Consider the following 12,778-nt stretch of genomic DNA (forward strand, 5'->3'; position numbering starts at 1 on the left):
CAGTGTGCCAGCGCGAGCCGGTGCTGGCTATCGGCGAACGACCAGATACAAACCAACGATCACCATGATTGCGGCGGGCCAATGGCCCAAATCGCTCAACGGTCCACCAGCCGCCAGCATGGCGCCGCCTCCCAGGTGAGCGGCGCCGAGCAAGCGCAGGAACCAGTCATCCTTGCGTCGGTGCCACGGCGGTGCCGGGTCATGGGCGTGGGGTTGGGACATGCGTTCGAGCAGGTCGCGGGTCATGTTGGCCAGGTGCGGGATCTGCTCGAATTGGCTCTGCACGTTGCCCAGCAAGGTTTTGGGGCTGACGCGCTCGCGCATCCAGCGCTCGAGGAACGGTTGGGCGGTGTTCCACAGGTCCAGGTCCGGGTACAACTGACGGCCGAGGCCTTCGATGTTCAACAGGGTTTTCTGCAACAGCACCAACTGGGGCTGAACCTCCATGTTGAAGCGTCGCGCGGTCTGGAACAGGCGCATCAGTACCTGGCCGAAGGAAATATCTTTTAACGGTTTTTCGAAGATCGGTTCGCACACGGTACGGATCGCCGCTTCGAATTCGTTGAGCTTGGTCTCGGCCGGCACCCAGCCCGAATCGATGTGCAGTTGGGCGACACGGCGGTAGTCACGCTTGAAGAAGGCGAACAGGTTGCGGGCCAGGTAGTCCTGGTCTTCGGGGGTCAGGCTGCCGACGATACCGCAATCGATGGCGATGTATTGCGGACTCCAAGGCTGCACGGTGCTGACAAAGATATTCCCCGGGTGCATGTCGGCGTGGAAGAAGCTGTCGCGAAACACCTGGGTGAAAAAGATTTCCACGCCGCGCTCGGCCAGCAGTTTCATGTCGGTGCGCTGGTCGGCCAGGGTCGCCAGGTCGGTGACCTGGATGCCGTAGATGCGCTCCATCACCAACACTTTCGGCCGGCACCAGTCCCAATAGACTTGCGGCACATAGAGCAGCGGCGAGCCTTCGAAGTTGCGGCGCAGCTGGCTGGCGTTGGCGGCCTCGCGCAGCAGGTCGAGTTCGTCGTAGATGGTTTTTTCGTAGTCCTGGACCACGTCCACCGGGTGCAGCAGACGGGCATCGGCCGACAACCGTTCGGCGGCGCGGGCGAGGATGAACAGCCACGCCAGGTCCTGGGCGATGATGGGCTTGAGGCCCGGGCGAATGACCTTGACCACCACCTCTTCGCCGCTCTTGAGTTGCGCGGCGTGAACCTGGGCCACGGAGGCCGAGGCCAGGGGCTCGACGTCGAAGCGGCTGAAGACTTCGCTGATCTTTTTGCCCAGTTGTTCCTCGATCAGCGCCACCGACAGCTTGGAATCGAACGGTGGCACGCGGTCTTGCAACAGCATCAGTTCATCGGCAATGTCTTCGGGCAACAGGTCGCGACGGGTCGAGAGTATCTGCCCGAACTTGATGAAGATCGGCCCCAGGTCCTGCAAGGCCAGGCGCAGGCGCGCGCCACGCGGCAGGTCCAGGGTTCGTCGAGGGAACCAACGCCACGGCAGCACGAAGCGCAGCGCCAGGAGAAACCACGGCAGCGGCAGGGCGAACAGCAGGTCATCGAGGCGGTAGCGGATCACGACGCGCTGGATGCGCAACAAACGGCGGACGGCAAGCAGCTTCATGCGTTATCGCTTGGTTTCAAGGGATCGGGAAAGGCGCTCGAAACGCGCCTCGAGACGTTCCAGGTCAAGTTTGACCTGGTCCAGTTCATCAAAACGGGCCTGGGCCTCGCGTTGGCCTACGAGGGTACGCGATTCTTCGGCCAGGTATTCATTCAGATTCTGTCCCAGGCTGGCGAAACCCTGGCGATACCAGTGGCGGCGGCTGCGCAAATGGCCGCTGAGCAACTGGGTCGCCACCGGACCGATCCAGCGGGACACTTCGTATTCCCAGTCCAGTTCCAGGTTCTGGAGAATCGCCGCCAGCTCCAGCAGCACGCCGCTGTCGCCATCGAGCTCCACGTCGGGGCTGTGCAGTACCGCGCTCTTGTCCTTGCCCAGGGCCAGGTTCACCAGGCTCGACGCCGGAGCGCGCAGCGTGCAATCCGCTTCGGCTTCCCAGTGGGCGGCGAGCATCAGGCCTTCGTCGCTGGGCAGAATGAACAACTGCAACGCCGGGCTGCGGCAGTCGACGGCGATCACCTTGCCGCTCAAGTGCGCCAGGCGCGCGAGCGCCGTGCTGTCCAGGCGCAATACCCGGTTGAGGCCGAGTTCGACGCTGGCGAGCAGGCCGGTGAGCAACATCAGGGTTTGATACCGCGATGCAGGGCGACGATACCGGCGGTCATGTTGTGGTAGGTCACGCGGTCGAAACCGGCCTCGACCATCATCGACTTCAGGGTTTCCTGGTTCGGGTGCATGCGGATCGATTCGGCCAGGTAGCGATAGCTTTCCGAGTCGTTGGTGATCAGCTTGCCCATCAGCGGCATGAAGGCGAACGAGTAGGCGTCATAGGCCTTGGACATCAGCGCGTTGGTCGGCTTGGAGAACTCCAGCACCAGCAGGCGGCCGCCGGGCTTGAGCACCCGCAGCATCGAACGCAGGGCGTCTTCCTTGTGGGTGACGTTGCGCAGACCGAAGGCGATGGTCACGCAGTCGAAATGGTTGTCGGGGAACGGCAGTTTTTCAGCGTCGGCCTGGACGAACTCGACATTGCCGGCCACACCCAGGTCCAGCAGGCGGTCGCGGCCGACCTTGAGCATGGATTCGTTGATGTCGGCCAGCACCACCTGGCCGGTCGGCCCGACGATGTGGGAAAACTTCTTCGTCAGGTCGCCCGTGCCGCCGGCGATGTCCAGCACGCGATTGCCGCTGCGCACGCCCGACAGCTCGATCGCGAAACGCTTCCACAGCCGGTGCATGCCGCCCGAGAGCAGGTCGTTCATCAAGTCGTACTTGGCGGCTACGGAGTGGAAAACCTCAGCGACTTTTTCCGCTTTCTGGCTTTCCGGCACGTTCTTGAAGCCGAAGTGAGTGGTGGGTTCGGCATCGCTGCCTTTGCGCTGATCAGTCATATCGCGGTCACCAAAAAAGAATGCGGGACATTCTAATCCCGGTGGAGGGCTTTGTCTTGGCAAGGCTGAAGGTAAGATGGGCTACCGCCGGGACGTTTTGACGCAGCCAGGGTCTGAAACGTTCAGGCAAGTCCCGATAAAACAGGAGTCACCCGATGGCCCGTATAACTGTTGAGCGTGCCCATGGCCTGGGCAAGGAAGTGGCGCGAGAGAAAGCCGACAAGCTGGCGCAGAAGCTGTCCGACAGCTATGGCCTGGAGCCGCAGTGGGTGGGCGATACCCTGAAGCTCAAGCGTTCCGGGGTCAAGGGCGAAGTGCATGTGGGCGAGGATTCGATCCGCGTCGACGTGGAACTGGGCATGTTGATGTCGGCCATGAGCGGCACGATAAAGACGGAAATCGAAAAGGCGCTGGATAAGGCGCTGGCCTGATCGACCGGAAGGGTGGGTGGGATTACATGACTCAAGTTCACCACCTATCCAACTGTGGGAGCGAGCTTGCTCGCGATTGCATTGTTTCAGTCGCATCAAGGTTGGCTGACACTCCGCCATCGCGAGCAAGCTCGCTCCCACAAGGGAAGTCATCGCCTTCAGGTTTTGTGTCAGTTGTTAGGGTGCCGTTTCTAATTATTGTCACTACTTTGTGCCTGAGCCCGTCCATGTGCGGGCAGTTCCTCAAACCTTTTTTCGAGTGAGGTGCACCATGGCCAAAGTTATTCTGAAGAAAAAAACCGACGTTGAATCTTCCACGCTCAGCGACGTGAAAACGTACGCGCGCAAGATCTGGCTGGCGGGCCTGGGCGCCTACACGAAGGTCGGCCAGGAAGGCAGCGGATACTTCCAGGAGTTGGTAAAAGCGGGCGAAGTTATTGAAACCAAAGGCAAAAAGAAAATTGCCGGGAAACTTGAAGCGGCCAACAGCGAATTGATTGAAGCCAAGACCGACGTCAATACTTTCAAGGCCCGGGTTGAAGTACAACTCGATAAAGTCGAGAAGGTATTCGATGCCCGTGTTGCAAGTGCCTTGAATCGTATCGGCATTCCGTCTAAACATGACGTTGAGACACTCTCTGCTAAGCTCGATGAGCTGACAGCATTGCTCGAACGTGTCGCGCGTAAACATTAAGGAGAACGGGATGGCTGGCAAAAAAATCACAGAAAAAGAGGGCAGCTCGTGGGCCGGGAAGATTGAAAAATATTCCCGCAAAATCTGGCTTGCTGGTTTAGGCGTGTACTCGAAGATCGACACTGACGGCAGCAAGCTCTTCGAGTCCCTGGTTAAGGACGGCGAAAAGGCCGAAAAACTCACCAAGACGGCAGTCGGCAAACAAGTCGATGCCACCAAGGAAACCGTCGATTCCGCCAAGTCGCGCATCGGCGGCGTGAAGGATCGTGCCCTGGGTAAATGGGACGAGCTGGAAGGGGCTTTCGACAAGCGCCTGAACAGCGCGATCTCGCGCCTGGGCGTGCCGAGCCGCAATGAAGTCAAGGCGCTGCACAGCAAGGTCGACACCCTGACCAAGCAGATCGAAAAACTCACCGGCGCCAAAGTCGCACCCGTGGCGACCAAGACGGCGGCGGCCAAGCCGGCCGCTAAAACGGCAGCCAAGCCACTGGTCAAGGCTGCGGCAAAACCCGCCGCCAAACCTGCGGCGAAAGCAGCGGCCAAGCCGGCGGCTAAAACCGCAGCGGCCAAACCTGCTGCCAAGGCGGCGGCTAAACCGGTAGCGGCGAAAGCAGCAGCCAAGCCCGCCGCCAAACCGGCTGCCAAGCCAGCGGCCAAGACGGCTGCAGCTAAACCCGCTGCGGCTAAACCTGCGGCCAAACCAGCCGCTAAGCCTGCAGCCAAGCCTGCGGCAAAAGCGGCGGCCAAACCCGCTGCGGCGAAAAAGCCTGCCGTGAAAAAACCGGCCGCGCCAAAAGCTGCCGCACCGAAGGCGTCCACCGCACCCACCGCGGCCGCCAAACCGGCAACCCCGGCGAGCACGGCGAACTCCGCCGCCGCTCCAACGGCGGTCGCCACTCCAGCACCGGCGCAGGCTCCATCGACGCCTACCACCCAGTCCTGATTCTGCGGGACATGCAAAAACGCCCGGCCTGTGAAGGTCGGGCGTTTTTGTTTGTACGCAGGTCAACCTGTGGGAGCGAGCTTTGTGGGAGCAAGGCTTGCCCGCGATGAAAACGCCGCGGTCTCTTGAGGACTGTAGCGCCTGGATCGCGAGCAAGCTTTGCTCCCACAAAGCTCGCTCCCACAATGGATCTACCACTGTCGGCGGTTAGTCGTGTTCTTCCAGGTATCGCAGCGCCAATCGTTCGGTCGCCACCTTGGTCGCGGGTGGCAGGTGCGGGGCCACCAGCATCATGATCTGGTAGACCACCAGTCGAACCTCGCCCTCGCGGTCGAGGATGCGCTGGTAGTCCAGGGAGAACAGCAAGGTCATGGTGATCTGCTCCACTAGTTGCCCCAGGGCCTGGGTATCGCTGACCAGCAAATCCTGGGCCTTGAGCTGCGCCAGCAGTGAGGCGAGGGTTCGCTTCAGGGCATTGAGCAATTGACGGATGCCCTTGGCCAGCTTCGGCAGGCGTCCGGCCAGGTTCGACAGGTCCTGGAACAGAAACCGGTACTGGGCCAGGCGCTCGACGATCAAATGCAGGAACAGCCAGTAGTCTTCCGGCGCCAACTGCGCGTCCGCCGGTGGGTCGAGCAGCGGTGCCAGTTCGTTCTGGAAGCGCTCGAACAACCCGAGGATCAGCGGTTCCTTGCCATGAAAGTGGTAGTAGAGGTTGCCTGGGCTGATGCCCATTTCATTGGCAACTTCCATGGTGGAGACGTTTGGTTCGCCCTTTTCGTTGAATAATTGCAGGGCACATTCAAGGATGCGGTCGCGGGTTTTCATCCGGTCTTCTTAATGGTCAAGTCGTGTCACGGCCAAGCGCCTGGCCGTGGAATAGGGCCTTCAGCGCACGCGAACATAGGTGCCGGGGGCGGCGTCCAGAGGCGGGTAGTTGGCGTTGCCCAAGGTCATCTGGGTTTCGTGCTGGGCGCCGGAGCGTTCCTGGATCCAGCCCAGCCATTGCGTCCACCAACTCCCTTCGACGTGCGTGGCATCGTGGTACCAGGCCCGGGGGTCGCTGCTCATTTTTGCGCTTTCGATGTAGTTGGCCTTGGGGTTGCCCGGCGGGTTGAGAATGCTCTGGACATGGCCGCTGTTGGAAAGCACGAAGCGTTTGTCGCCACCGAGCAATAGCGTCGAGCGATAAACCGCGTCCCAGGGCGTGATGTGGTCGTTGATGCCGGCCACGCTGAAGCTGTCCACCGTCACTTTCTGCAGGTCGATGGGTGTGCCGCACACTTCCAGGCCGCCGGGGTGGGTCAGTGGGTTGTGCTTGAAGAAGTCCAGCAGATCGCCGTGGTAAGCCGCCGGCAGCCGGGTGCAGTCGTTGTTCCAGTAGAGGATGTCGAAGGCCGGCGGTTCCTTGCCCAGCAGGTAGTTGTTGATGAAGTAGGTCCAGATCAGGTCGTTGGGACGCATCCAGGCGAACACCCGGGCCATGTCGCGACCATCGAGGATGCCCTTCTGGTAGGAGCGGCGCTTGGCGGCTTCCAGGGTCTGCTCGTCGATGAACAACGTGGCCTGGCTGTCGATCTGGCTGTCCAGCAGGCTTACCAGGTACGTGGCACTGGCGACCCGGCGCAGTTGGCGCTTGGCTTGCAGGTGGCCTTGCAGGGCGGCGATGGTCATGCCACCGGCACAGGCGCCCATCAGGTTGACCTCCCGGGCGCCGGTGATCGCCCGGCAGACGTTCATGGCCTCTTCCGTAGCCTCGACATAGCTGGACAGGCCCCACTCGCGGTGGCGTACGTCAGGGTTGCGCCAACTGATGATGAACACCTGCAAACCGTTTTTCAGGGCGTACTGGACAAAGCTGTTGGAGGGGCTGAGGTCGAAAATATAGAACTTGTTGATCTGTGGCGGCACGATCAGCAATGGCTTGGCGTACTGCTTTTCGCTCATGGGCCGGTACTGGATCAGTTCGAGCAATTCGTTGCGAAACACCACCGCGCCGGGCGTGGTCGCCAGGGTCTTGCCAACTTCAAAGGCATGGGGCGTGGTTTGGCGCGGCAAGCCGTCGTTGTGCAGCAGGTCGTCCACCAGGTGGCTGATGCCTCGAACCAGGCTGGAGCCGCCGGAGTTGAACAGCTCCTTGACCGCCAGCGGGTTGAGCAAGGTATTGGACGGCGCTACGGCGTCGTTGAGCAGGGCGAAGGCGAAGTGGGCGCGGGCGCGGTCATCCTGACCCATGTCGCTTTCGTCAATCCAGCTCTTGACCTGTTTTTGCCAGCTCAGATAGGCCTGCAGGCTGCGGCGGTAGAACGGATTGAGCTGCCAGGTGGGGTCGGCGAAACGCGAGTCGTTGGGGTTGGTGGGGTGCAGGGTCTCGCCCAGCAGCACACGGCCCAATTGACCGCCCAGTTTCAATGCATGCCGGGCACTGTGCACCGGGTTGCGCAAGCCGTGTGCGGCCACACTGCGCAAGGTGGACAGCAGGTCCCTGCCACGTAGGCCAGTGACCGCACTTTGTGCGTTGATGAAGCTGGCAGGGGCGGGCATGGAACCCTTCGCCGGTTTGTCGCGCATGAGTCAACTCCTTCGTCATCAGGCTAAAAACAAACACACCGAACCAGACAACATAGTCGCTGTTTCGGGTCGCTGCGCAATCCGGCGTCCTGCCAGGCGCGAATGGGCGGTTTCAGCCGCCGCCCAACGGCGAGGGATGCGGATGCATCACGGCACGCTGACGTTCTTCCTCCAGAAACTTCATGATGATCGGCGCCACCGCCTCGGCCCTGGTGATCAGGAACAGGTGGCCGTCATCGATAATGTGCAATTGGGCGTTGGGAATGCGCCAAGCCAGCATGCGCATGTTGATCAGTGGAATCAGCGGGTCGTCATCGCCGGCCAGCACCAGGGTCGGTTGGTGGATCTTGTGCAGCCAGTGGATGCTGGTCCAGCCGAGGCCGGCGAACAGTTGCCAGTAATAACCGAGCTTGCCCGCCGAACGCACCTTGGCCGCGTGGCTGGCCGCCAGGCTCGGGTCGCGGCGGAACGAGCCGCCGTAGATCAGCGGTGCGATACGCATCACATGGGAAGGCTGAACGTAGCGCCGGGGGCTGGCCATCATCCACAGCACCTTCGGTTTGCCCGGTACCATCACTGCCCCGGCCGCCGTGGCCGCCAGTACCAACTTCTTGCAGCGCTCCGGGTAATCGTAGGCGAATTGCTGGGCCAGGGCGCCGCCCCAAGACACGCCGATCACGTTGACCTGACCGTAGTCGAGGTAGTCGAGCATCCGCGCGGTGAGTTTGGCCAGGCCCGGAAAGCGATACGGTCGGTTGGGCGTCGATGAACCGCCGACGCCGGGCACGTCAAAGGCGATGACTTCCAGGTCCGGGTCCAAGGCCTGGATGAACGGGAATACCAGCTCGAGGTTGGCGCCGATGCCGTTGAAAATCAGCAGGGGCGTCAAGTGAGGCTTGCCGGGACGTACCGCGGTGCGCAAGGTCTGGCCATCCAGGTCGACGGTACGGAAGATGTACGGTTGCGGCATGCTTCAAGCCCTGTGGGTTGGGTCGCTGTCTTTCATTTTTCCCCGATCCCTTGTGGGAGCGAGCTCGCTCGCGATGACGGCGATACATCCAATATCAATGTTGGCTGACACACCGTCATCGCGAGCAAGCTCGCTCCCACAGGGGATCTGCCGTGAACATGAGTTTTATGTTCGCCAGCGCTGTGGGCCTTGCATTCAGTGTCGGCTGGCGGGATGTATTCGTGAGCAAGCCCACTCCCGCAGCAGACGAGTTGCATCCCTTACCGCTCATGCACATAGGTGCCGGGCGCCGCTTCACCGGCCGGGTAGGCCTTGTTGCCCAGCACAGTAGGGGCTTTTTTCAGTTTGCCCGAGCGCTCGGCCTGCCAGGCTTGCCAGTGTAGCCACCAGGAGTCGGTGTGCTTGGTGGAGTTTTCCTGCCAGTCCTCGGCCTTGGCCGGCATGTCCTCGCCGGTCATGTAGCGCGACTTGGGGTTGCCAGGCGGGTTGAGGATGCTCTGGATATGACCGCTGCTCGACAGCACGAATTCCACTTTTCCACCGAACAGCTGCGCCGACTTGTAGCAGGACTTCCAAGGTGTGATGTGGTCGTTGGTGCCCGCCAGGGAAAAGATGTCGGCGGTGACTTGCTTGAGGTCGATGGGCGTGCCGCACACTTCCAGTGCATTGGGGCGGATCAACGGGTTGTTTTTGAACATCTCGATGAGATCGCCGTGGAACGCCGCCGGCAGCCGCGTGGTGTCGTTGTTCCAGAACAGGATGTCGAACACGGGCGGCTCGTTGCCCAGCAGGTAATTGTTGACCCAGTAGTTCCAGATCAGGTCGTTGGGGCGCATCCAGGCGAAGACCTTGGCCATGTCGCGGCCTTCGAGTACGCCGGCCTGGTAGGAGTGACGCTTGGCCGCTTCCAGGGTCTGCTCGTCGACGAACAGCGCCACGTCGGTGTCCAGGGTGGTGTCGAGTACGCTCACCAGCAAGGTCAGGGCATTGACCTTTTTCTCGCCGAGGGCGGCGTAATGGCCCAGCAGCGCGGTGCAGGTGATGCCGCCCGAGCAGGCGCCCAGCATGTTCACGTCCTTGCTGCCGGTGATGGCCGTGACCACATCCACCGCTTCCTTGAGCGCCTCGATGTAGGTCGAAAGGCCCCACTCGCGCTGTTCCTTGGTGGGGTTGCGCCAACTGACGATGAAGGTCTGCACGTTGCTGCGCAGGCAGAAGCGCGCCAGGCTCTTGTCCGGGCTCAGGTCGAATACGTAGAACTTGTTGATCTGTGGCGGCACCACCAGCAGCGGTCGCTCGTGGACCTGCTCGGTGATGGGCCGGTACTGGATCAGCTCCAGCACGTCGTTGCGAAACACCACGGCGCCTTCGGTCACGCCCAGGCTCTTGCCGACCTCGAACGCGCCCATGTTCACCTGGCTCGGCATCCCGCCGTTGTGCACCAGGTCCTTGGCCAGGTGGGACAGACCGTCCAGCAGGCTCTTGCCGCCGGTTTCGAAGAAGCGCTTGACCGCCGCCGGGTTGGCCGCCGAGTTGGTCGGGGCCATGGCTTCGGTCATCAGGTTGATCACGAAATGCCCGCGGCTGATGTCTGCGGGCGAGAGGCTGCTGTCGTCGATCCAGGCGTGCAGCTCCTTGCGCCACGCCAGGTAGGTTTGCAGGTAGCGTTTGTAGAGCGGGTTCTGGCTCCAGGCCGGGTCGACGAAGCGACGGTCGTCGCCGGCCGGTTGCAGCTCGGATTTGCCGAACAGGACATTCTTGAGTTCGACGCCGAAATGGGCGACATGCTTGACGCTGTGCAGCGGTTGCTTGATGGCCTGGGTCAGCACCATGCGGGCAGAGGCCAACAGGTCTTTCCTGCGCAAGCCGACGACGGGATTCAACCCCAGGGTATTTTCCGAGGCCTGGTACTTCAGGTCATCGTTGTTCTTGTTGCTCATCTACGACGCTCCATTGTCCTTCAGACGAGTACCCGGTGGGTGCCATGAAGCCACACAGCCGATACCAGGTACGCTGCTCGGGTGACCATTAATTCCGCATCGAGGGCCAATGAGGAAACGTATGCCAGGAACTCGCCGGTTCCTTTGCAGGGAACTTGCCAGCTCCATTGGTTACCCGAGTTTAATTTTTTTCGCAAGCAGGCCAGTCATTGACGTTGCTGCGCGGGCATTCAAGCAGATGAGTCTAGAAAAATCGCCCTAAAGCGCCAGCCCTTGAGTTAGAGCATCAGCTTGACGACGGACGCGTCCGGATCGCGGGTTTTTCCGGCGGCCTTGATCTCGCCGAGATAATCGTTCCACAGGTCTTGTTGGCGCACCGCTAACTGGTAGAGATAGTCCCAGGTGAACAATCCGCTGTCGTGGCCGTCGTCGAAGGTCAGTTTCAGTGCGTACTGACCGGCCGGCTCGACCTTGGTCAGGCCGACGTTGAGCTTGCCGTATTGCAGGATAGGTTTGCCATGGCCCTGGACCTCGGCGGAAGGCGAATGCACCCGCAGGAATTCGGCGGGCAGGTGGTACTCCTCGTCCGGCGCGTATTTGAGCGTCAGGGTCTTGGAGGCTTTGTGCAGGTTGATGGCGGTGGGGAGTTTGGTCATGGCTTGTGATCCGTCTCTGAAGGACACCCTGATCTGCAAAAGCGACGCGGTCCATGTGGGAGCGAGCTTGCTCGCGATAGCGGTTTGACAGTCAACATATGGGTTGAATGTTATGCCGCCATCGCGAGCAAGCTCGCTCCCACAGGTTCCGGGAAACCTGTCAGTGGCTTACAGGATATACCGCGACAGATCTTCGTTCTGCGCCAATTCACCCAGGTGGCTGTTGACGTACTCGGCGTCGATGAGGATCGGCGCTTCGTTGTGGGCGCTGGCCAGGTCGCCGGCGCTGAACGACACTTCCTCGAGCAAGCGTTCGAGCAACGTGTGCAGGCGACGGGCGCCGATGTTCTCGGTTTTCTCGTTGACCTGCCAGGCGATCTGGGCCAGGCGCTTGATGCCTTCTGGCGTGAACTCGATGCTCAGGCCTTCGGTCTTGAGCAGCGCGCAATACTGTTCGGTCAGGGACGCATGGGGCTCGCTCAGGATGCGTTCGAAGTCTTCTGGCGTCAGCGCCTTGAGTTCGACGCGGATCGGCAGGCGACCCTGCAGCTCCGGCACCAGGTCGCTCGGTTTGCTCAGGTGGAAGGCACCGGAAGCAATGAACAGGATGTGGTCGGTCTTGACCATGCCCAGCTTGGTGTTGACCGTGCAGCCTTCGATCAGCGGCAGCAGGTCGCGTTGTACACCTTCGCGGGACACATCGGCACCGCCGACATTGCCGCGCTTGGCGACCTTGTCGATTTCGTCGATGAACACGATGCCATGCTGCTCGACCGCTTCCAGCGCCTTGGCTTTCAATTCTTCTTCGTTGACCAGGCGGCCGGCTTCTTCATCGCGCACCAGCTTCAGTGCTTCCTTGACCTTGAGCTTGCGGCTTTTCTTTTTGCCCTTGCCCATGTTGGCGAACAGGCTCTGCAACTGGTTGGTCATTTCTTCCATGCCCGGCGGCGCGGAAATGTCGACGCCGGCCATTTCGGCCACTTCGATCTCTATTTCCTTGTCGTCCAGCTGGCCTTCGCGCAGGCGCTTGCGGAACAGCTGGCGGGTGTTGGAATCCTGGGTCGCGGCGGCGTCGGCGTTGAAGCCCATGCGCGCCGGTGGCAGCAAGGCGTCGAGGATGCGCTCTTCGGCGGCGTCTTCGGCACGGTGGCGGACCTTGGTGATTTCCTGTTCGCGCAGCAACTTGATCGCGGCGTCGGCCAGGTCACGGATGATCGACTCGACGTCGCGACCGACATAGCCGACTTCGGTGAACTTGGTGGCTTCGACCTTGATGAACGGCGCATTGGCGAGCTTGGCCAGGCGCCGGGCGATTTCGGTCTTGCCGACACCGGTCGGGCCGATCATCAGGATGTTCTTGGGGGTCACTTCGACGCGCAGCTCTTCGGGCAGCTGCATCCGGCGCCAGCGGTTACGCAGGGCGATGGCGACGGCGCGCTTGGCATCGTCCTGGCCGATGATATGGCGGTTGAGTTCGTGGACGATTTCGCGGGGAGTCATGGACATAATAATTGGCGGTCCTCAAGCAAGAATGAGCCGGTGCGCGGGTG

General features: G+C 61.3%; 11 protein-coding genes and 1 pseudogene. 3 read left to right on the forward strand and 9 right to left on the reverse strand.

Going from position 1 to position 12,778, the window contains the following annotated elements:
* Window positions 1–27 precede the first annotated feature (27 nt).
* The 3 genes and pseudogenes from ubiB to ubiE all read right to left on the reverse strand — a co-directional run bounded on the left by ubiB (window position 28) and on the right by ubiE (window position 3,023).
* Window positions 28–1,632, reverse strand: coding sequence for a ubiquinone biosynthesis regulatory protein kinase UbiB (ubiB, locus tag PSH84_RS06675; protein ID WP_122565285.1), 1,605 nt, complete (start codon window positions 1,630–1,632; stop codon window positions 28–30).
* Window positions 1,629–2,253 (reverse strand): annotated as a pseudogene (locus PSH84_RS06680) (ubiquinone biosynthesis accessory factor UbiJ). The gene ubiB and the pseudogene PSH84_RS06680 overlap by 4 nt, the downstream one beginning before the upstream one ends.
* Window positions 2,253–3,023, reverse strand: coding sequence for a bifunctional demethylmenaquinone methyltransferase/2-methoxy-6-polyprenyl-1,4-benzoquinol methylase UbiE (gene ubiE / locus PSH84_RS06685; RefSeq protein WP_003196937.1), 771 nt, complete (start codon window positions 3,021–3,023; stop codon window positions 2,253–2,255). The pseudogene PSH84_RS06680 and the gene ubiE overlap by 1 nt, the downstream one beginning before the upstream one ends.
* A 155-nt stretch (window positions 3,024–3,178) precedes the next feature.
* On the opposite strand from ubiE, the gene PSH84_RS06690 reads away from it, so the two are divergent.
* The 3 genes from PSH84_RS06690 (at window position 3,179) to PSH84_RS06700 (ending at window position 5,091) form a co-directional block, all read left to right on the forward strand.
* Window positions 3,179–3,454 (forward strand): polyhydroxyalkanoic acid system family protein, encoded by a 276-nt coding sequence (locus PSH84_RS06690; protein WP_092175253.1) that lies wholly within the window; start codon window positions 3,179–3,181, stop codon window positions 3,452–3,454.
* Window positions 3,455–3,725: 271 nt separating this feature from the next.
* Window positions 3,726–4,148, forward strand: a complete 423-nt coding sequence (locus PSH84_RS06695; protein ID WP_122565288.1) for a phasin family protein — start codon at window positions 3,726–3,728, stop codon at window positions 4,146–4,148.
* Window positions 4,149–4,158: 10 nt separating this feature from the next.
* Window positions 4,159–5,091, forward strand: a complete 933-nt coding sequence (locus PSH84_RS06700) for a phasin family protein (RefSeq protein WP_122565289.1) — start codon at window positions 4,159–4,161, stop codon at window positions 5,089–5,091.
* 207 nt (window positions 5,092–5,298) lie between these two features.
* On the opposite strand, the gene PSH84_RS06705 is transcribed toward PSH84_RS06700, so the two are convergent.
* The 6 genes from PSH84_RS06705 to hslU form a co-directional block, all read right to left on the reverse strand.
* Entirely contained in the window at window positions 5,299–5,919 is a 621-nt protein-coding gene (locus PSH84_RS06705) for a TetR/AcrR family transcriptional regulator (RefSeq protein WP_122565290.1), read from the reverse strand.
* A gap of 60 nt (window positions 5,920–5,979) precedes the next feature.
* Window positions 5,980–7,662, reverse strand: coding sequence for a class II poly(R)-hydroxyalkanoic acid synthase (gene phaC / locus PSH84_RS06710; protein WP_122565291.1), 1,683 nt, complete (start codon window positions 7,660–7,662; stop codon window positions 5,980–5,982).
* 112 nt (window positions 7,663–7,774) lie between these two features.
* Window positions 7,775–8,632, reverse strand: a complete 858-nt coding sequence (gene phaZ / locus PSH84_RS06715; protein ID WP_003186648.1) for a poly(3-hydroxyalkanoate) depolymerase — start codon at window positions 8,630–8,632, stop codon at window positions 7,775–7,777.
* Between the two features lie 260 nt (window positions 8,633–8,892).
* Window positions 8,893–10,572, reverse strand: coding sequence for a class II poly(R)-hydroxyalkanoic acid synthase (gene phaC / locus PSH84_RS06720; RefSeq protein ID WP_122565293.1), 1,680 nt, complete (start codon window positions 10,570–10,572; stop codon window positions 8,893–8,895).
* 278 nt (window positions 10,573–10,850) lie between these two features.
* Window positions 10,851–11,228, reverse strand: a complete 378-nt coding sequence (locus tag PSH84_RS06725; RefSeq protein ID WP_305482426.1) for a gamma-butyrobetaine hydroxylase family protein — start codon at window positions 11,226–11,228, stop codon at window positions 10,851–10,853.
* A gap of 168 nt (window positions 11,229–11,396) precedes the next feature.
* Window positions 11,397–12,734: an ATP-dependent protease ATPase subunit HslU gene (gene hslU, locus PSH84_RS06730; protein ID WP_053117636.1), complete on the reverse strand. Its 1,338-nt coding sequence runs from the start codon at window positions 12,732–12,734 to the stop codon at window positions 11,397–11,399.
* Between the last annotated feature and the right edge of the window lie 44 nt (window positions 12,735–12,778).

The organism is Pseudomonas beijingensis, from assembly GCF_030687295.1.
Lineage (GTDB): Bacteria > Pseudomonadota > Gammaproteobacteria > Pseudomonadales > Pseudomonadaceae > Aquipseudomonas > Aquipseudomonas beijingensis.